Source organism: Streptomyces sp. NPDC002602 (assembly GCF_042889445.1).
Lineage (GTDB): Bacteria > Actinomycetota > Actinomycetes > Streptomycetales > Streptomycetaceae > Streptomyces.
Map to the genome: position 1 here is coordinate 235886 of NZ_JBIAQX010000009.1, position 17906 is coordinate 253791.

The window sequence follows — 17906 nt, forward strand, 5'->3', positions numbered from 1 at the left end:
GGCTTCACACTGACGACACCGCGCCTCCACCTCGGTAACGGACGAGGTGGCTCTCGATGTGGTCGATAGCCGCTGACACGGCCTGTCGGTAGGCGGTGCTGGACCGGCGGACCTGGGACAGCAGCATGCCGCCCTGGATGGCGGCCATCAAGGCGGTGGCGAGTGCGGCCACATCCGCGTTCTCGCTCAGTTCGCCGCGCGTCTGCATACGCGCGAGTCCCGACCTGATCGGGCCTTCCCATCGATCGAAAGCGGCGACGAGGACCATCCGCGTCGCCTGATCGCCGTCGGCGAGTTCGCCGGCGAGCGAGCCGATCTCACACCCGCCCACGCATCCCAGCGCGTCCTGCCGGTCTCCTGCCATGTCGCACCACTCGCGAAGGGCCTCGATGCTGTCCAGGCCGTCCAGCAGCGGCCCCTGCTGGACAATCTTCGACTCCGTCTGGTGGTTGATGACCGCCAGGATCAAGCCCTGCTTGTCGCCGAAGTAGTGGTAGATCTGCGACGCGCTGACCCCGGCGGCCGCCTGGATGTCCGGGATGCTCGTGCCCCCCGCGCCGCGGTGGAACATCAGCTCCGCGGCGGTCTCGACGATGCGTTCCCGGGTCCTGCGGCCGGCCTGGGTGAGTCGGCGCTTCTCCGGCTCTCCGGTCTCAACTGGTGTGCTCACTCCGCCACGTTATCAAAGTTGGAATTGACATTCCAATGATCCACTACGGATATTGGAGAAGTCATTCCAACTCGGGATGGTCGTCTCTTCAGACAGGTGTGCCTCATGCCCATCGACCCTCAGATCGAGATCCTGCTAAGGCAGTTGGCCGCGGAAGGCGGGCCGGCCCCCGAAAGCCGGACGGTGGCGCAGAACCGCGCCGCCGGGCGCGCTTTCGCCGCCCTGGCCGGCGCCACCGAACCGCTTGCCGACGTCCTGGACACCACCGCCACGGCCGGCGATCGCGAGATACCGATCCGCATCTACCGGCCCGTCACCGAGCCGGACGCCGGACCGCTGCCCGTGACGCTCTACTTCCACGGCGGCGGATGGGTCTTCGGCGACCTGGACACCCAGGACCACATCGCCCGCACCGTCGCCGACCGCTCCGGCACGATCGTGGTCTCCGTCGACTACCGGTTGGCGCCCGAGCACCGCTTCCCGGCCGCCGTCGACGACGCGTACGCCGCCCTTGCCTGGGTCGCGGACAACGCCTCCGGCTTCGGGGGCGACGGACAACGCATCGCCGTGTTCGGCGAAAGCGCCGGCGGCAACCTCGCCGCGACTCTCGCACAGGAAGCCCTGCGCCGCGGGGGACCGCGCATCACGCTCCAGGTGTTGGCCTACCCGGCCCTCGACCGATTCGACGACAGCCCCTCGATGTACGAGTACACGACCGGACCGATCCTCTCCCGTTCCTACCTCGAATGGTTCTGGGGGGCCTACCTCGGCAGCCCTGACCAGGGTGCCGACCCGCGCGTCTCTCCCGCGCGATCCGGCGAACTGGCCGGACTCCCACCCGCCGTCATCGCCACTGCCGAGCATGACCCCCTGCGCGACCAAGCAGACCTCTATGCCGACAAGTTGGCCGATGCGGGCGTGCCGGTCCAGCACTTCCCGGTCAAGGGAGCCGTCCACGGCTTCCTCTCGTTCACCGGCCCGGTGCAACTCTCACGGACCGTACTGAATCAGCTCTCGGCCACCGTGGCCGAAGCCTTCAACTGACCCTGCCCGCACCGCATCGAAGTGTCGTCTGACTGGTGTAGGAGAGCTCGGTGACCAGCAGGGAGACGGTGAAGCCGCTGACGGGGATCCGCGCGGGCTCCCAGGCGCCTCGTCCTCGGCGCGGTCGCCTCCGAGGTTTCCGGATCGGGTCCCGGCCGGTCGTGCCGCTGGAGTGTCGTGGGCCACGCCGTGTGGTTTCGGCTGACTGTGGCACGTTGTTGGTCGTCCCGGGGTCTTCACGCTCCGCTCCTTCCTGGGTACGCTCCGTGCGTCATGGTGGGGTCCAAGTGGGGCCCGGACTCGGGGGGTTGCTTCGTGATCGAGCAGGCGTACGTTCAGGCCGGCGACAAGCCCACGCCGGCGCTCAAGGACATCAGGGACCGCATCGCGAAGGCGGTGGACGCGACGGAGGGCAGCATCGGCCTCAAGCGCCTCGCGTGCTGGCTGCAGATGCCGGTCGATTCCGCGTTCGGGAAGATGATGGACAGCAACTGCCAGGGGCGCGCCAAGGAGGTCGGCGCTCTGCTGAGCCCCGGCAAGGACGGGCTCTTCACGCCCGCCGACCTCGGGTCGGTGCTCAGTGCCTCGGCTGCGTGGAACGGCATCGACACGGCCCTCAAGTCCGAACGCGCCGTGTACGTCAACGGTCCGGCCGAGCACGTGGGCGGGGCCAAGAGCAAGTTCACCAGCGGATTCCACGTGATCGTCTTCCTGGCCGTCGGGAAGGACGCCAACGACCGCGTCTACTACCTGGGCCTCGATCCGGACGTCAGCGCCACGGCGGAGTCCCGGGCGGCGTGGAAGGCGCTGGTCGCGGGGGAGCCCGAGACGAAGCCGGAGGAGTTCACCCCGGCGAAGAGCCTGGAGGTCGTCAAGTCGATGATCCTCGGCGACGAGGAGGGCGGTTTCGGCCCGCTGGTCCGCAAGTACTACGTCGACACCACCGCGAAGTTCCCCAAGATCAACCGCTTCGGCTGAGCGCGTCCGGCGCCGTCGAACACGACCTGACCTGACCGGGACGGGGTGCGAGCGCGGCGGCGTCCGCACCCCGAGGCCGACATGCACGGTCAGCGTGGCAACGGCGATCAGCTCGGGCAGAGCGAGCGCGAAGGTACCCTCCACGATCACCAGCGGAGCTGCGCCGTGATCGGCGGGCGCGGCCTTCACGCGGACGCTGTCCAGGGCGAGCGGGTCGCTGAAGTGGGTGTGGTCCCTACGCTCTCGAGCCGTGGAACTGATCTTCTTCAAGCCGGAGGCTGGGAGGCATGGGAACTCGAACCCGAGCCGTTGATCCCCGAGCGGATCGGATGCCGGTCCTGATCGACAGCGACCTGTGCTTCGAGGACGACCCCGTGCCGCCCAGGCCGTCGGTGGCGGTGAACCGCTCGCTGCGGGAGCTGCCGGTGAACGGGTGCCCGGAACCTGCCTCTTGGGGTGTCCACGCCCGAGTGGTGCCGGACTGAGCCGTCTTCCTCGGCGACCGTGGCATCGGGCTGTTCGATCAACGGGACCGGTTGAAGGCTGTTCGTTCGGGCGCTTCGAGGCCTGGGCCCTGACGGAGAGGACGATCGGTTCCGGGGCCGGGAGCTGGCCGGGAACTGTCCCGCAACGACGCCGTGGACGCCGCCGCGCCGGACACGGGCTTGCGGTTGGAGGAGTTCACGTACTGCCTCGCGGTCGAGCCGCCGGCCCTGCCTCCGCGGCCTGCTCGGCTTCCGATTCCGCTGCCCGTGCCGTCCGGCATCACCAAGGGCCGCAAGTTCCGCACGACATGCGTTTCCTGTCGTGACGACATTCGTACAAGACCGAGGGCCGACAGCTCAGGCATTCTCCCGTGTATGGGTATCTACGACGGTAAGCGTTTGAACGGAATGCACGTGGTCCACGACGGCCCGCGGGAGGCTCCGTCGCTGGTGCTCATCCACGGATCGGGGGCCTCGGGCAGCTCCTGGGGCCCGGTGGTGCCGGCACTGGCCAGCCGGTATCACGTCATCCGGATCGACCTCCCGGGTCACGGTCAGTCCGCGCCCGCGCCGTCGTACGACGTGCCTGGGCAGGCAGCCGGCCTGGCCGCGGCGCTCGATGAGCTCGGCCTTCGTCCGGTCACCGTGGCCGGGCACTCCAGCGGCGGATACATCGCCACCGCCCTCGCCGAACAGCGCCCGGACCTGGTGAGTTCGCTCGCACTGATCAGCAGTGGCCCGAGTCCCGACGCGCTCCTTCCGCAGCCCGTCCTGCTTCGGGTCCTGATCGACCCGCCGCTCGGTCCGCTCTTGTGGAGAGTCCGTTCCGACGCGATGCTCCGCCGGGGGGTGACCGCGGTGTGCAACCGCCCGGTGGACGTCCCGGACGACATGGTCGCCGAGGTACGGGGCATTGGCTACCGCACGTTCAGGACGGTGCTGCGCCAGAACGGCGCGTACATCGCCGAGAGGAGCGTACCCGCGCGCCTGACCGCGCTTGACGTCCCTGTTCTCGTGATCTTCGGCGCTGCCGACCGCCGCTGGGATCCGTCTTCGGCGCACCACTACGACACGGTACCGAACGCGCGAGTCGAGCAACTGCCCGACGTCGGGCACTTCCCCATGCTCGAAGCGCCGGAAGCCACCGGCGAGTTGCTGCTGCGCTTCGCAGCGACGGGCCGCTGACACCCATGGCCTGGCCTGGTGCCGTGAGGTCCACCGAATCACCTGACTGGGCGTCGGTGGAGGTCGCCGTGCCCCGGCAGCCCGGCCGGCTGCCGGGGGTCAGCATGGCCGGGTTCCGCCAACGTGCTCCGGCGCGCGTGGATATCGACATGGTCGCGCACCCCTCGGTCACTCTGTTCGTGGACCTGAGCGACGGAGACAGCCTTGTCTACGACGCCCGCGGCCGGCGCGAACGCGGCAGCACGGTCGTTGGACTGGTACCGGGTGACCTTCGGCTCGGAGGCCGGGCGGCCGGGGGGATCGAGTGCCTCCAGATCCGGTTGTCCCCGGTCCTGGCGGTTGCCGTGTTCGGCGCTTCGACCGACCTCAGCGGGAGGGTGGTCTCCCTGGAGGATGTCTGGGGCCGCGACGCCGGGCGAGCCGAGGAAAGGCTGCGAGCCGCCGCGTCGTGGGACGAGCGGTTCACGATCGCAGTGGATGCCCTTGGCCGACGAATGAGCGCCCGCCCGTCGCTCGATCCGGAGGTGGCCGCTGCCTGGTGGCTGATGCTCAGCAGCCGGGGGCGGGTGCGCGTCGACAGCCTGGCGAACGAGGTGGGATGGAGCCGTAAGCGCCTGTGGTCCCGCTTTCGGTCCCAGATCGGCCTCACTCCCAAGCACGCCGCACGGTTGGTGCGTTTCGACCACGCCGCCCATCTCCTCGCGGCGGGCAACCCCGCCGCCCAGGTCGCGGCCGCAAGTGGCTACGTCGATCAGGCCCACCTCCACCGCGAGGTCAAAGCGTTCACCGGGGTGACCCCCACCGCCGTAGCCGCTGAGCCGTGGCTCGCCATCGATGACGTCGCGTGGCCGACCTCGTTCGCTGACCTGACACCGTCGACGTCTTTGACCCGTCAGGTTCCGGCGAAATGAGCCGAGGTCCCACGAGAGACGAACGTCTTCGACGCCCTCCACGAGCAGACCGTCATCGTTCCTGGCACCGGCACCGGCACCGGCACCCTCGACATCGTGATCCCGTCCCTGGCCGCCTCACTCGCCGCGGTCCACGACCACCGCCGAGCCCTGGAAGCGCAGATCAGCACCCTGCAGGAGGCCCACCCTCTTCACCAGGCCCTGACCTCGATGCCCGGAGTCGGGGTCAGGACCGCCGCCGTTCTGCTGGTCACCGCGCGCCGCGCCGTCGGAGACGGCACCGGTTTTCCCAGCGCCGCCCACCTAGCCTCCTACCCCGGCCTCGCTCCCACGACGAAGTCGTCGGGGACCTCGATCCACGGCGAACACGCACCCGCGGCGGAAACCGGCAGCTCAAACCCGCCATGTTCCCCTCCGCCTTCGCCCGCATGAACGCCGACCAGGCCTCCCGCACCTACTACGACCGGCAAAGAGGCCGCGGCACAACGCACACCCAAACAACCCCGTACCCGGTACGTGTCACGCCGGCACGGTGAGCATGTCGGGGAGGGATTCCCCTGACCCCAGATCACCCGAATGCGGGATGGCTCGAACCCCAGTCATGCAAAATGCTGCCTCCATGGCAGAGAGCGTGGAGATCCGCGTACACGGCGTCAGCGGGACGCCCCCCGAGAGCCTTCTCGAGATCCATGAGATCCGGCAGGTCGACGGGGACGACACCGCCCGGTTCTTCCGGGAACGGCGCCTGCCGCACGAAGAGTCGGTGCAGTGCGAGGCATTCCACTGGGGGACCATGACCTCCGGGTCGGTCGCCAAGGCGCTCTGGCTGCTGATGGCCCCCTTCGGGGTCATCAACCTCGCAGGGTTCACTTTGCCCGCGCCGGCCAAGACAGACTCAGGGCCCACCAGACGGCCCACCAGACCGGTCAGGGCAGCCCGTAGGGCCTCGCTTGTCGCACTGCGACTGCTCGGGCTTGTGCTGACGATCCTTCTGGTGCTCGCGGTCGCCTTCATCTCCATCGACCTCTTCGCCTGGCAGTGCGGAGGCACCCCTGCCTGCCTCCCCGAGAAGATGCCCGCCCTCGGTGTAGGTCAGAGCGGCTGGCACTGGCGGCTGCCGCTCGGAGCCGCGTTCCCCGCAGCGGTGGTCGGGGCACTCACCGTCTTCAGTGCCCAGGTCCATCTCCACCCAGCGCCGGGGACCGTCGTCAAATCCGCCGAGGCGGATGCCACCGCACATCTGGGGGATGCGCACTTCTGGTCGCCGTCGCCCCGCACCGCGCTGCTTCGGCTGCTGCATTTGTCCGCCGCGCTCGCCGTCGTCACCATGCTCATCGCCCATCTCACCACCCACAGCGTCGCCGGTCTCATCCCGGCGCGCGGCTGGTCGTACACCACCCTGTGGGTGTTGTTCTGGGTGGCGGCCGGCATCGCCGCCTGGTGCGGACTCGTCACGGCGATCGGCCGCGCCGTGGGGGCCAAGGAGAAGGACGTAGCCGCCGACCCGAACGCCGTGCCCGCCCTCTACCAGGCGCTGCGTGCTCTGACCTGGTTGGTGTTCGTCGGCGTCGTGGTCATCGCCTCGGTGTGGGGGAGTAGGGCCGGCCGTAGACCGGGCCGCCACAGCACCCGGCTGACGGGCTTCGACTGGGCGTTCCAGGCCGTCTACGTGGGTGCAGCCCTGCTGCTTGTCGTGTTGCTGTTCGCCAACCTTGTGCTGTGCCTACGGTGCAGCGGCAGGAGAAGCCTCCCCAAGCCGTTCCGGTGGATGTGGGGTGGGATGGCGCCGAGCGTCCTCGCGGGCCTCGCGGTGTTGCTTGCGACCGGCTTCACCTCCGGGTTCGCCATCCAGCTCTCCCGCCTGCTCGGCCATCCCGAGACGGTCACCGACCGCAACCAGCCGCTCGAGCTGCCTGAACTCTTCCACACGACGGCCCTGCTCTGGGGTGTGATCCTGCTGCCCGTGATCCTCCTGGCCGCCCTCTGCCTGGCCGGCCGCTACCAGTGGCCGCGTCTCGGCAGGCTCGGGATGCCGCTCGGCGACCGCATCCGCCAGGACTACCCCGACGAGCAACTGCCTCGGCGCACGGTCGGTCGGATCGACGTGGCCTGGCGGCGCGGACGCCTCAAGTACCGGCTGCCGCACTGCCTGGCCGCCCTCGGCGCCATGGCCGTGGCCGCCGCGCTGGTGCAGGGCGCCTTCGGTGGCAAGGCCGTGCTGCCCGGCTTCGACACCGGCCCCGGATGGCTGCACGACAACATCTACCGCGAGGGGACGCAGCGTCAGTTCTTCACCCTCTTCGAGGGCATCGGGGCCTGGGCGCTGACCGGTCTGGCGGCCGGGCTCGCGTTCATCGGCATGCGGGCCTTCAAGAGTCCGTCGCTCCGCCGCCAGGTCGGCATCCTGTGGGACCTTCTCGCTTTCTGGCCGCGGCTGACCCACCCGATCGTGCCGCCCCCGTACGGCGCCCGCGCGGTACTCGCCCTCGCCCAGCGCATCCGCGACAAGACCCGCCACGGGGGGCGGGTGGTGCTCTCGGGGCACAGCCAGGGCAGCCTGATCTGTGTGGCCGCCGTGCTCTGTGTCGGAGAGACGAACCGCGGCAGGACGGCGCTGGTGACCCACGGCTCCCAGTTGATGTTCGCGTACGCGCGGCTTTTCCCGGAGTACGTCGGCCATACCACTCTCGCCGACCTGTATACGGAGAAGTTGGGCGGGCGCTGGCGGAACCTGCACCGGTGGAGCGATCCGATCGGCGGACCCGTCCTCGCGTACCCGGCAACCGGACCTGTCGATCCCGTACTTCCAACCACGGCCGCCTGGACGGTGATCGGAGCCGGGGGCGAGGCTGCGCCCTCCTCCGTACACACCGACGCCGATGGCTCCTGGCTGCGTAGAATCGGCCCCGAGTACCAGCTACGCGACCCGTGCAATGTCATCGCCGCCGACGGACGTCCAGCCTCCCCGTTGCTCGGCCACAGCTCCTACTACTGCGACCCCGCCTACGACCTGGTCGTCGCGGAACTGCTGGACCTCATCGGATCGCACCCTGCGGGTCGTACCCGCTCCGGCTCCAGCTCCGGGCGAATCCGCCGTACGCTCCTACGCGCCATGCGGCGCGACCGGTTGCTCCCTCCGGGCGCCCCGGAGGTCTGACACCCACCGGAGCACCTCGGTACTGCCACTGCGGCACTTCTGAACGGCCCCCGATCGCCCCGGGCCACCCGGTGGAGCCGGGGCCGACGGCCGAGGTTCGGTCGTCAGCCCCGGCTCACGACCGAATCGGGCCGCCTGCACGAGCGCCTCGCATTGTCGACGGCGAGCCGACGACCCGTGGCCGGGCGCGGTCAGTAGCCGCCGCTGCTGCCGTAGACCCGCTGGCCGTCGTAGGTGCCGCCGGTGCAGTACCAGTAGCCGCTGCTGTGCTTTGCCGGGCTTCCACCGCCGTACTTGCAGTCCGCCCAGGAGACCTGGGGTGCGGCCGCCTCTGCCGCGAAGGACGCGGTGACGCTCATTCCTGTGAAGGCCAGGGTTGCGATGGCCAGCCCCAGTAGTCGTCGAACGCGCATGACTTACTCCTCTCAGGGTTGGGCCGTTTGGGATCTCCAGCATGACCGCGCGGCGTGTCCGCGGCCTGCGTGATTACTCCAGTCGAGTGACGCCGGGGAGCGTCCAGCGGTCTGCCCGGTTGCGCGCAACACGTCCGCTCGTCGGCTGTGCGCACAATCTCGCGCAACCAGCCTCCACCGTCGTGTCGCTCCCGCGATCCTGGTTGTCCGACCAGCCAGGATCGCGAGAGCGACATGACGCTGAGGTTCATCGGCACCACGTCCGAGTACGGCAACTGCCCCACCTTGTACGAGGTCGTCGAGACCGGTGACATCGCCGTCCAGGGCGACGTCCTCACCGACCCGGGGCACCTCGCCCCGTTGCGGGGCGTCGGCGAGCACGAGGCGTTCGTCTTCCCGCGCGATCCGCTGACCCGCTTCGCTCCCAAGGGGTGACTGTGTCCGCCCTGGTCCCCTTCGCGGACATCACCACCCACCTGTTCGTCGAGTTCCAGCACACCGCGTTCCGGCTGGAGACCCGTCGCGGGTACGCCACCGACCGAGCCGGCGCCCGCTTCCAGACGTTCATGCGCGATGTCGACCCGGCGCCGGAACCTGACAACACGTGGCACGTCAACATCCGAGAGAGGACCGCGCAGGGCGGCCGGTTCTCCCGCGTGCGGATCACCGACGAGCCGCCCACGGCGGCCGGCGGTTCCTGATGGCTTCCGCCGCGGCGAACGCGTCGGCCGGCGAGGACATCCGCGTACTCGCACGCGCGCAAGCCGCGTACCTGCAGCTCCCCGATGACGACGTCTGGCTGCTCGACTCCCGAACCCTGGTCCGCTTCCACATTGACGAGCAGGACGTCACGACCGGCGTCGAGGTCATCGACGACCCTGCCGACGTGCTCGCCGCCTGCCGGGCCCGTGACCGCGCCTGGCCTCTCGTATCCCCTTCAACCGAGGTGTGGACGTGGGTACGTTCATCCGCGCGAGTACGGACTTTCAGAGCGCCAGGGCCGCCCGCCGAGACCGCCTGTTCGGTAGAGGTGCGCATCGCCGTCTGGGTCCTCGAACGGCAAGCTGAGTGTGCGTTTCACTCACCGCCGAGGACGGTGACCGCGGGTGCAAGATCGCGTCGTCCTGGCAGGTGAGGGCGTGGTCAGCGTGTGCTGTCGGTGAGTCCTTCCACCCGCTGCTTGAGGCCGTTGTTGAACGTGGCGTATCCGTCGTGCTTTGGCGTCCTCAGCAACCGACGGGTCAGGGTGACCAGGGTGCCGGAGAACTCCTCGCGGTTGGTCAGGCGGGTGGTGCCGTCGTGGTTGGGGGAGAGGACGAAGGAGTGCCGGCCGTGGAACAGCCGCTTTGTGCCGAGCGTGCCTGTCCACTGCAACTCCTGGCCGGTTGTCGCGACGGTGACCGTGGGCCTGAAGGTCATGCCCGGCATGCGCATGGTGAGTCTGCTTCCCACGTGAGCGGTTCCCTCGGCTGCGGAGAAGTTGCTCCACTCGCCGTAGGTGGCGAAGTCGGTGAGGACGTTCCACACCTCTTCCGGGGTGGCGTCGATGTCGATGACGGCGGTGAGCACTGCGTCCATGACGGTTTCCACTTCTGACGGGTTGCGGGCAGGAGGGGTTGGCAGTCCGGCGAGCGAGTGGTCTACCGGTGATGATCGGCAGGGTCTGCGACCGCGGCGGGGTGTGTGACCGCGGCGGAGCGAAGGCCACGGTCGACGAGGTCGATGAGATATTCGAAGCTCTCGCCCACGTCGGTGGACCACTGGAATCCGCCGGATGCCTGCAGGTTGGCGAAGCCGTGGAAGACGCTGCGCACCGCCCGCAGCGCGTGGGTCATCTCCTGTGGGTCGATGTCGTATCCCCGCAGTACCGCTTCGAAGGGTCCGATTCCTCGTCTGGAGGCGAGCATGATCGGGTCGTCGGGACCGGTCGGCGTGAGGCCGAGGGTGGCCGCGTAGCGGCCCGGGTGGGCGAGTACGAAGTCGCGGAGCGCACCGGCGGCGGCGGCCAGGGCGTCGCGTCCCGCGCGGCCCTGGATGGCCGCGCCGATCGCGTCGGCGGCCTCGTCGAAGGCGAGCGCCGCGATGCGCCGGTGGAGGTCGTCCTGGCTGGCGATGTGCTTGTAGAGCGACGGGGCGCGCACCCCGAGCCGCTCGGCCAGCCGGCTCATGGTCAGCTCGCCGAAGCCGATCTCGTCGGCGAGCTCGGCTGCGGCGGCGGCGATCGTGGCCGCGTCCAGGCCTGCCCTAGGCACCGATGCCGGCCAGGAAGGTCAGGACCGCGGTGAGGGTCTGCCGGGGGAACTGGACGTGCGGGTAGTGACCGGCCCCCTCGATCATCTCCAGCCGGCCCAGACCGGACGGCAGGTCAGCGACGATCGCCTCGCCCTCGGCCTGCGGCGAGGCCCAGTCGGGGTCGAGGGTGCCCTGCACGATGAGGACCGGGCAGGTGACGTTCCCCAGTTGCTCACCGGCATCGGCAGGCGAGATCTTGCCCATCGCCTGCAGGACCTTCATCCGGCCGGGCTCCTCCAGCATCGCGGTGATCTGCCCCATGCGCGTGTCGAAGTCCGCGGGCTTGGAGCCGGGATATGCGACGTCCAGGTACTTGGCCCACTGCCGGGTGCTGCCGAGGATGGTGGTGCCGATGAGATGGGTCGCGCCCCGGCGGTATCCGGCCACCCGCAGGTCACCGAGCCGAACCTGCTGCTTGCGGGTGAAGGGCGCGAGCTCGACCACCGCGGTGATGAGCTCCGCGGCCTTGGCCGCGGCGATCGTGACCGCACCGCCGGCAATGGAGTGGCCGACGAGCACCGCCGGCCCACCGAGGTGCTTCACCAGGGCGATCAGGTCGCCCGCCAGGTCGGTGCGGGTGTAGGACGCCCACCCGACGCTGGACTCACCGTGGCCGCGCAGGTCCACCGCGGCGACCCGGTACCCCGCTTCCACCAGGGCGGGAGTGAAGAACCGGTAGGCCTCGCGGCTGTCGCCCATGCCGTGGGCAACCACCACCAGCGGCCCGGCCACGCCGCTCACCTCGTAGGCGATGGTCCCACCACTGACGTTCAGGAACTCGGTCACGACTACCTCCATGTGGCCAGCAGGCCCGACGGCTGTCGGCTATTGGCATTAGCTAAAAGCTATCAGCGTTAGCCAAGAAGTCAATCAATCCCGCTGAAGGAACTGCGGGACGAGCGCCTGGGCCACCTCGCGGGCCACCTGCTGGACTTCCTGGTGCGTCGAATGCCGCCGCCAGAGTCCAGGGCCTTCTGGAGGTGGCCGGCGGCAGATCGTTCGCCGCCCGGAGGAGGAAGCCCGGACGTACGGGTACGAGCGCGCCGTTCCGGCGCCGACCCACCTGCGAAACGGGGGATCGGGCTTCTTCGCTCGCGGGCACGAGGACGTGCCCGACGCGGCTCGGTTGTCCGGACCGCAGACGGTGCCGTCGGGCTGTCGACGGGAGTACTGGACCATGGCTTCCTGCGTGGTCGATGGCGTGCTGCCGTCGGCGGGGGCGAGGGTGTAGAAGACCGTGATGCCCTGCAAAACCGCGGCCTCGATACGCGCAGCACCCGAAGAGCACGACGGAGGATCCTGTGAACAAGACCGATCTGATGGCGAAGGCACCCTCGATCGCGGCCTCCATGGCCGTCGGCGCCATGAGCCCCGGCATCCAGCTGTCCCAGACCCGCTACCGGGCCGCACTCGTCTCCAGCTGGGACATCCCGGCCGGAGCGTCGGTACTGGAGGTCGGCTGCGGACAGGGCGACATGACGGCCGTCCTTGCCGAGGCCGTCGGCCCACAGGGCCGGGTGGTCGCCGTCGACATTGCGGATCCGTCGTACGGCGCCCCGGTCACCCTGGGGCAGTCGGCGAAGCACCTCAAAGCGACGCCGCTGGGCTCCCGCATCGACTTCCGCTTCGGCCTGGACGTACTCGACAAGGCGGTCACCTTCCCGGACAGCGGGTTCGACCATGTGGTCCTCGCCCACTGCTCCTGGTACTTCGCCTCCCTGGACCCGCTCCGGGAGACCCTCGCCCGGGTTCGCCGCTGGGCCCGGAACCTGTGCTTCGCCGAGTGGGACCTCGCACCCCGCTCGGCCGACCAGCTGCCCCACCTTCTGGCCGTCCTGATCCAGGGCCAGATAGAGGCGAGCGGGTCTCGGGGCGAGGGCAACGTGCGCACGCCGTTCTCGCAGGAAAGCCTGCTCCGGGTCCTCCCGGAGACAGGTTGGCACCCCGCCCCGGGACAGGCCGTGGACACAACCGCCCTACAGGACGGCGACTGGGAGGTGGATGCCTGCGCGGCACTGCTCGACAACGTCGACCGGATGGCCGAGTTGCCGAAGACGGTACGGGACCTGGTACTGAGCCAGGCGGATGTGCTTCGGTACCTGGCGAAGGAGCGCGGTAACACGCCGTTGCCGGCCTACTCGCTGACCGCCCGCTGACCGCACCGGAACAACGGAACGCCGGAACGCCGGAACGCCGGTCCGGGGCCGCGACCGCCCGACTGGCGCGAAGCGAAACCGGGTCCAGATCAGACGCTCATCTGAATCGGACCTCCCGCTGGATCGGATCCGGCTCCCGGACGGCTACTCGCCGACCCGCTCCGCCAATGCATTCGCGGAGCAGGTCGGCGTGGCCGGTGGACGCCGGCAATTCGAAGTGATCACCAGCATGCCCGGACAGGGCGTCATCCTCGCCGCCTTCGGCAGCGTCGCCCTGGTCCCACCGTCCGGCTCGTCGCCGAAGTCCTGAAACCGCGGGGCCGGCACGTCGACCATTTCGACGCCCACGTCCCCACCCCACACCTCGTCGCACGCATCCACCGCACCGGCCCCGACGTCGTCGCCCTCTCCGGCTCGATCCCCACCCGACTGCCGACTGCCGACTGCCGACTGCCGACTGCCGACCGCGCACGCCACGATCAGGGTCAGCCGGGGCGTCCGTAGTGACGGGGCAGGGGACCTGCTCGCCTCCAACGATCGACGGTCGCCCCGGTGCGCGACACCCGACCTCCCGAGACCAGAGGTGTGGCCCCGGCCCCGCGCGATACCGGCGTCGACGTCCTCACCGTCGAAGAATGTTGGAGCCGCCGCGCATGGGCATCGATTTCAGGGGCACATGTCGCGCGAACGTCGTACGTCAGGGGAGGACCGGGTCCATGTCTCACACCGCCACCATCACCAACACCACCGCCAACAACACGGTGGAGACCTCGCCGGCTTTCACACCCGGGAGCGTGCAGCCCGTACACGACCTTCCCCAGATCGACGATGCCCGTCAGGTGGCCCCCTCGGATGCCCGGGAGCTCTCTCGCCTGTTCATGGCCCGGCTGCGGTCACTGGAGGAGGGGACCCGCGAATACCAGTACGCGCGGAACACGCTGATCGAGATGAACATCTCGCTGGTGCAATTCGCCGCCCGGCGCTTCCGCGGCCGTACCGGGGATGGTGGCATCGACATCGACGACATCGTCCAGGTGGGCACGATCGGGCTGATCAAGGCCATCGACCGCTTCGACCCCGACCGCGAGGTCGAGTTCACCACCCTCGCCCTCCCGTACATCACCGGCGAGATCAAGCGATTCTTCCGCGACACCACCTGGGCCGTACACGTCCCACGCCGACTGCAGGAACTGCGCACCGAACTCGCCAAGAGCCAGGAAGCGCTGACCGAGGTCTTCGGCCGGGCCCCGACCGTCAAGGAACTCGCCGAACACCTCGAACTCCGCGAGGACGACGTCATCGAGGGCCTGGTCGCGGCCAACGGCTACACCAGCGCCTCCATCGACGCAACGGCGAGCACCAGGCAGCGCACCTCCGGCGACACCGAGGGCCGCTCCCTCGCCGAAACCGTCGGCGATGTCGACCACGACATGGAACTCTTCGAGGACTTCCACACCCTCGCACCCCTCCTCCACCAGCTCGACGAACGCGACCGACGCATCCTGAACATGCGCTTCGCGCGCGAGATGACCCAAGCCGAGATCGGCGCCGAACTCGGCATCTCCCAAATGCAGGTCTCCCGCATCCTCACCCGCACCCTGACCCGACTGCGCACCGGAATGCTCGCCGCCTAGGCCGTCTCTTTCGGATCTTGCCGGGCGGCGCGGGTCAGGCAAGATCCGGAAGAGACGGCCTAGCCGCCGCCTCTACTCGAAGGCACGAGGGCCTGACGCCCAGGCCGGCGGGCTCCCTGCCGTCCCGGTGCGTGGTGCTGTTGTGTGAACCTTGGTGTCGGGCTCCAGGCCCGAAGCAGGCCATCCCCAAGTGGTGCCTGCACCACCTTTCGAGCCGATACTCGCCGGGGCCGCCGAGACGATCCCCGGCCCCGGCGGCGTGGCGGGTGGAGTGGTCTTTGAGTAGAAGTTCGACGGTTCTCCGGACACTTGGAGACGTCTCATTCGGGCGGGCCGGTAGAGTGGCGGCAGTCGAATGAAGAGATCCTCCGTGGACTCCCGCACATCCCGCATACGCTCCAAGCTGGCGAAGGTCCCGTACCAGGCGCAGCGCAGTCACTCTGCGGGCGCCTGGCGTCACCAGTTCCGGGTTGGTCCGCGCCTCAGCTCCGCGCAGGCGGACGCTTTTGAGGGCGAACACCACATCGAGCTGCCCCCGGCCTACCGGAAGTTCCTCGTCGAACTCGCGGGTAGTGGTGCCGGCCCCTTCTACGGTCTGCTTCCGCTGGAGGAGTGCAGGCTGTTCACCATGGACCGACAGCACCCGGACGGTACCCCGAGGGGCTTCCATCACGTGAGCCACCCGGACGCGCTGCAAGGGGATCTGTTCCTCGAAATCGTCGAGATGGGCTGCTCAGATCTGTGCCTCATCGGCGTGACCGGCCCCCTCACCGGCCGCATGCTCACCGGTAACGCGGACGGCTTCTGGGCCCCGAACGTCTCCTCGGCCCGGGACTTCCTCTTCTGGTACGAACGTTGGCTGGACCACATGCGGGACGGCAAGGACAACAAGGCTTTGGGGCTCACCTCCCCGGCGACCGTCGCAAGCGCCCCCTGGGGCCCCAGGGCCAGAGCTCGAAGGACTCCGTGGTCGCAGGTCGCAGAGGGTTGAGGTGACTCGGAACCGAGGTCTTCTGAGCGCCCTTGTCTCATGAGACAAGGCGAAGAGGAGGACGACGGCCACCGGGCGATTCTGTTCACTCCTACCGGGCCGGGCGGACGGGTGCTGCTCCAGACCCGTCGGGGCGCTCTCGTCCAAGACCGGTTCCCCGACCTCGTCGCGGCGGCGGAGGAGCAGTTGCCGGGCGGCTTGGTCCTCGACGGCGAGTTGCTCGTGTGGGACCCGGAGGCGGGCCGGCTCAGCTTCTAGGCGTTGCACGCCGGTCGCGGGGAATGGTTCAGCGCGCTGGAGTGGGCGCGACTGCTCAGTGGCCGGGGGCGCCAGGATGCGCTGGACGTTCTCGCTCCCTACGTGGCCACGGGCTGGTGGACGGCCCCTGGCCCAGCGGCAGTTGCCGGAAGGCTGGGGGCGGGCGCTGGGGGCGGGCGGAGGAGGCGATCGTGCAGGCGTGGTCGCACGCGAGGGTCGGGGGGTTCAAGCGGGAGCCGCTCGCGCGCCTGCTCGCCCGGTACGGAAGCCCGGACGAGGCGAGCGCGCTGCTGACCGGCGGCGCGCCGGCCTGCCGGAGCGTGGCGATCTTCCAGGCCACCCTGGCCGGGAGAGGCCGTGGTCGTCTGCCGAGCCCCCGCCACGTCGACCCAGGCCTGGGGGCCGCTGTCGTGGTCCCTGCGTCCTGCGCCGAGTACGGACCGGAGTGTCACTGGGTGCGGGGTGTCCGCCGGAGACACTTCCACCGTGCGCTGCCGGCGCAGGGTGGTCCGCGCAGCAGGCCGGGGCGGCGCCGACTGCTTCGTCGGCGCCGCCCCGGTTCATCCCCATGCACCACGTGTGTCTTCACGGTCTCGGCTGACCGGGGCGGTGGCTCCGCCTCGGTCAGCCGGCCTTGCCCCGGTCCGTGGCTCCCGGAGCGGCGACCGGTGTGCGGTCAGGGAAGGAGTGGGAACAAGACGGATGTCAGTGGAGCTGTCACGGAGGACGAGCGGTAGCAGGTCGTCCCCGCGAAGGACGCGGTGTAGGTCGTCGCCGTGATCACCGTGCTGGGAACCGTCAGCATCGGCGGGGCCAGTGTCGCCACCCCACTGGCGTTGGTGAGCGCGGTCCCGAGGACCGTGGGCACGGGCAGGGTGTTCGCCCTGAAGGTGACCAGTTGTCCCGCGAGCGGAGCGGCGCTGGAGGTGACCTTGAGCGTGGCGCTCATCGACGGGATGACGAACGTGCCGTTGACCCGCAGGCGGACCTGCGCCGCGGCAGCCGTCAGCGTCGTGGGAGCCGTGGTCACGGTCAGGTTCGCCGTGGCGGCGGAGGAACTGCGGCAGGGGCCTCCGTTGTAGACGGCCGTGACCGTGCCGTTCGTGCCTGCGGTGGTGGTGACGCAGGCCGTGCCGCCCGCGTTGAGCGCCACCGTCTGGCTGAAGCCGCCGGGACCGCTGAAGGTCACCGTCCCGGTGGGGGTGCCGCTGCCCGGCGGGGTGGTCGTGACGGTGGCGCAGAACGTCACCGGCTGGCCGCAGACCGCGGGGTTGGGGGTTATGGCGAGCGCGGTCGCGGTCGGGGCGTTGTTCACGGTCACGCCTGTCGTGCCCGTCGACGGCGTGAGGCAGCTGTTGCCGTTGTAGACGGCTGTGACGGTGCCGCTGGTGAGGTTGGTGGTGGTGACGCATGCCGTGCCGCTGGGGTTGAGTGGCACTGTTGTGTTGAGGCCGGCTCCGGTGAAGGTGACGGTTCCGGTGGGGGTGCCGCTGCCGGGTGCTACTGCGGTGACGGTGGCGCATACGGTGACGGTTTGGCCGCATACGGAGGGGTTGGGGGTCACGGACACGGTGGTGGTGCTGGCTGCCTGGTTGACGGTTACCGGTGTGGTGCCGGTCGATGAGGTGAGGCAGTTGTTGCCGTTGTAGACGGCTGTGACGGTGCCGCTGGTGAGGTTGGTGGTGGTGACGCATGCCGTGCCGCTGGGGTTGAGTGGCACTGTTGTGTTGAG

Annotated in this window: 18 protein-coding genes and 1 pseudogene; 13 read left to right on the plus strand and 6 right to left on the minus strand. The window is 69.4% G+C overall.

Annotated features, from left to right (window positions below; all coding sequences use genetic code 11):
- Window positions 1–4 precede the first annotated feature (4 nt).
- A complete protein-coding gene (locus ACFYW3_RS24220) occupies window positions 5–670 on the minus strand; it encodes a TetR/AcrR family transcriptional regulator (protein ID WP_389387287.1) in 666 nt (221 codons plus the stop codon).
- Between the two features lie 105 nt (window positions 671–775).
- On the opposite strand from ACFYW3_RS24220, the gene ACFYW3_RS24225 reads away from it, so the two are divergent.
- The 6 genes and pseudogenes from ACFYW3_RS24225 (at window position 776) to ACFYW3_RS24250 (ending at window position 8430) form a co-directional block, all read left to right on the plus strand.
- Window positions 776–1714 (plus strand): alpha/beta hydrolase, encoded by a 939-nt coding sequence (locus tag ACFYW3_RS24225; protein ID WP_389387288.1) that lies wholly within the window; start codon window positions 776–778, stop codon window positions 1712–1714.
- Window positions 1715–1987: 273 nt separating this feature from the next.
- Window positions 1988–2692: a hypothetical protein gene (locus tag ACFYW3_RS24230; protein ID WP_389387289.1), complete on the plus strand. Its 705-nt coding sequence runs from the start codon at window positions 1988–1990 to the stop codon at window positions 2690–2692.
- 860 nt (window positions 2693–3552) lie between these two features.
- Window positions 3553–4362, plus strand: coding sequence for an alpha/beta fold hydrolase (locus tag ACFYW3_RS24235; protein WP_389387321.1), 810 nt, complete (start codon window positions 3553–3555; stop codon window positions 4360–4362).
- Window positions 4363–4367: 5 nt separating this feature from the next.
- Window positions 4368–5273: a helix-turn-helix domain-containing protein gene (locus ACFYW3_RS24240; RefSeq protein ID WP_389387290.1), complete on the plus strand. Its 906-nt coding sequence runs from the start codon at window positions 4368–4370 to the stop codon at window positions 5271–5273.
- A gap of 21 nt (window positions 5274–5294) precedes the next feature.
- Window positions 5295–5770, plus strand: a pseudogene (locus ACFYW3_RS24245) (transposase); the annotation flags it as partial.
- A gap of 122 nt (window positions 5771–5892) precedes the next feature.
- Window positions 5893–8430, plus strand: a complete 2538-nt coding sequence (locus tag ACFYW3_RS24250) for a hypothetical protein (protein ID WP_389387291.1) — start codon at window positions 5893–5895, stop codon at window positions 8428–8430.
- Between the two features lie 191 nt (window positions 8431–8621).
- On the opposite strand, the gene ACFYW3_RS24255 is transcribed toward ACFYW3_RS24250, so the two are convergent.
- Entirely contained in the window at window positions 8622–8843 is a 222-nt protein-coding gene (locus tag ACFYW3_RS24255) for a hypothetical protein (protein ID WP_351750808.1), read from the minus strand.
- A gap of 234 nt (window positions 8844–9077) precedes the next feature.
- Between ACFYW3_RS24255 and ACFYW3_RS24260 the strand changes: the two genes are divergently transcribed.
- The 3 genes from ACFYW3_RS24260 to ACFYW3_RS24270 are packed head-to-tail and all read left to right on the plus strand — an operon-like array spanning window position 9078 to window position 9978.
- A complete protein-coding gene (locus ACFYW3_RS24260) occupies window positions 9078–9278 on the plus strand; it encodes a hypothetical protein (protein WP_389387292.1) in 201 nt (66 codons plus the stop codon).
- A gap of 2 nt (window positions 9279–9280) precedes the next feature.
- Window positions 9281–9544, plus strand: a complete 264-nt coding sequence (locus ACFYW3_RS24265; protein WP_389387293.1) for a DUF6879 family protein — start codon at window positions 9281–9283, stop codon at window positions 9542–9544.
- Window positions 9544–9978: a DUF6879 family protein gene (locus ACFYW3_RS24270; RefSeq protein WP_389387294.1), complete on the plus strand. Its 435-nt coding sequence runs from the start codon at window positions 9544–9546 to the stop codon at window positions 9976–9978. Before ACFYW3_RS24265 ends, ACFYW3_RS24270 begins: the two co-directional genes overlap by 1 nt.
- Window positions 9979–9986: 8 nt before the next feature.
- Here the strand turns inward: ACFYW3_RS24270 and ACFYW3_RS24275 are convergent, their stop codons facing one another.
- The 3 genes from ACFYW3_RS24275 to ACFYW3_RS24285 all read right to left on the minus strand — a co-directional run bounded on the left by ACFYW3_RS24275 (window position 9987) and on the right by ACFYW3_RS24285 (window position 11921).
- Window positions 9987–10421 (minus strand): SRPBCC family protein, encoded by a 435-nt coding sequence (locus ACFYW3_RS24275; RefSeq protein WP_389387295.1) that lies wholly within the window; start codon window positions 10419–10421, stop codon window positions 9987–9989.
- A gap of 62 nt (window positions 10422–10483) precedes the next feature.
- A complete protein-coding gene (locus ACFYW3_RS24280; protein WP_389387296.1) occupies window positions 10484–11095 on the minus strand; it encodes a TetR/AcrR family transcriptional regulator in 612 nt (203 codons plus the stop codon).
- Window positions 11088–11921, minus strand: a complete 834-nt coding sequence (locus tag ACFYW3_RS24285) for an alpha/beta fold hydrolase (RefSeq protein ID WP_389387297.1) — start codon at window positions 11919–11921, stop codon at window positions 11088–11090. The genes ACFYW3_RS24280 and ACFYW3_RS24285 overlap by 8 nt, the downstream gene beginning before the upstream one ends.
- 515 nt (window positions 11922–12436) lie before the next feature.
- Here ACFYW3_RS24285 and ACFYW3_RS24290 point away from each other — a divergent pair.
- The 4 genes from ACFYW3_RS24290 to ACFYW3_RS24305 all read left to right on the plus strand — a co-directional run bounded on the left by ACFYW3_RS24290 (window position 12437) and on the right by ACFYW3_RS24305 (window position 16174).
- A complete protein-coding gene (locus ACFYW3_RS24290; RefSeq protein WP_389387298.1) occupies window positions 12437–13291 on the plus strand; it encodes a class I SAM-dependent methyltransferase in 855 nt (284 codons plus the stop codon).
- Window positions 13292–14007: 716 nt separating this feature from the next.
- Window positions 14008–14925, plus strand: a complete 918-nt coding sequence (locus ACFYW3_RS24295; RefSeq protein ID WP_389387299.1) for a SigB/SigF/SigG family RNA polymerase sigma factor — start codon at window positions 14008–14010, stop codon at window positions 14923–14925.
- Window positions 14926–15295: 370 nt separating this feature from the next.
- Entirely contained in the window at window positions 15296–15916 is a 621-nt protein-coding gene (locus ACFYW3_RS24300) for an SMI1/KNR4 family protein (RefSeq protein ID WP_351750796.1), read from the plus strand.
- A gap of 39 nt (window positions 15917–15955) precedes the next feature.
- Entirely contained in the window at window positions 15956–16174 is a 219-nt protein-coding gene (locus ACFYW3_RS24305; RefSeq protein ID WP_351750794.1) for a hypothetical protein, read from the plus strand.
- Window positions 16175–16850: 676 nt separating this feature from the next.
- On the opposite strand, the gene ACFYW3_RS24310 is transcribed toward ACFYW3_RS24305, so the two are convergent.
- Window positions 16851–17906 (minus strand): Ig-like domain repeat protein (locus tag ACFYW3_RS24310; protein ID WP_389387300.1); only part of this gene is annotated, 1056 nt, incomplete at its 5' end.

Coding starts and splice junctions, on each gene's coding strand:
- ACFYW3_RS24235 (WP_389387321.1), top strand. CDS start 3,553: ATGGGTATCTACGACGGTAAGCGTTTGAACGGAATGCACGTGGTCCAC.
- ACFYW3_RS24240 (WP_389387290.1), top strand. CDS start 4,368: ATGGCCTGGCCTGGTGCCGTGAGGTCCACCGAATCACCTGACTGGGCG.
- ACFYW3_RS24275 (WP_389387295.1), bottom strand. CDS start 10,421: ATGGACGCAGTGCTCACCGCCGTCATCGACATCGACGCCACCCCGGAA.
- ACFYW3_RS24225 (WP_389387288.1), top strand. CDS start 776: ATGCCCATCGACCCTCAGATCGAGATCCTGCTAAGGCAGTTGGCCGCG.
- ACFYW3_RS24295 (WP_389387299.1), top strand. CDS start 14,008: ATGTCTCACACCGCCACCATCACCAACACCACCGCCAACAACACGGTG.
- ACFYW3_RS24305 (WP_351750794.1), top strand. CDS start 15,956: ATGAGACAAGGCGAAGAGGAGGACGACGGCCACCGGGCGATTCTGTTC.
- ACFYW3_RS24250 (WP_389387291.1), top strand. CDS start 5,893: ATGGCAGAGAGCGTGGAGATCCGCGTACACGGCGTCAGCGGGACGCCC.
- ACFYW3_RS24270 (WP_389387294.1), top strand. CDS start 9,544: ATGGCTTCCGCCGCGGCGAACGCGTCGGCCGGCGAGGACATCCGCGTA.
- ACFYW3_RS24255 (WP_351750808.1), bottom strand. CDS start 8,843: ATGCGCGTTCGACGACTACTGGGGCTGGCCATCGCAACCCTGGCCTTC.
- ACFYW3_RS24230 (WP_389387289.1), top strand. CDS start 1,988: ATGGTGGGGTCCAAGTGGGGCCCGGACTCGGGGGGTTGCTTCGTGATC.
- ACFYW3_RS24260 (WP_389387292.1), top strand. CDS start 9,078: ATGACGCTGAGGTTCATCGGCACCACGTCCGAGTACGGCAACTGCCCC.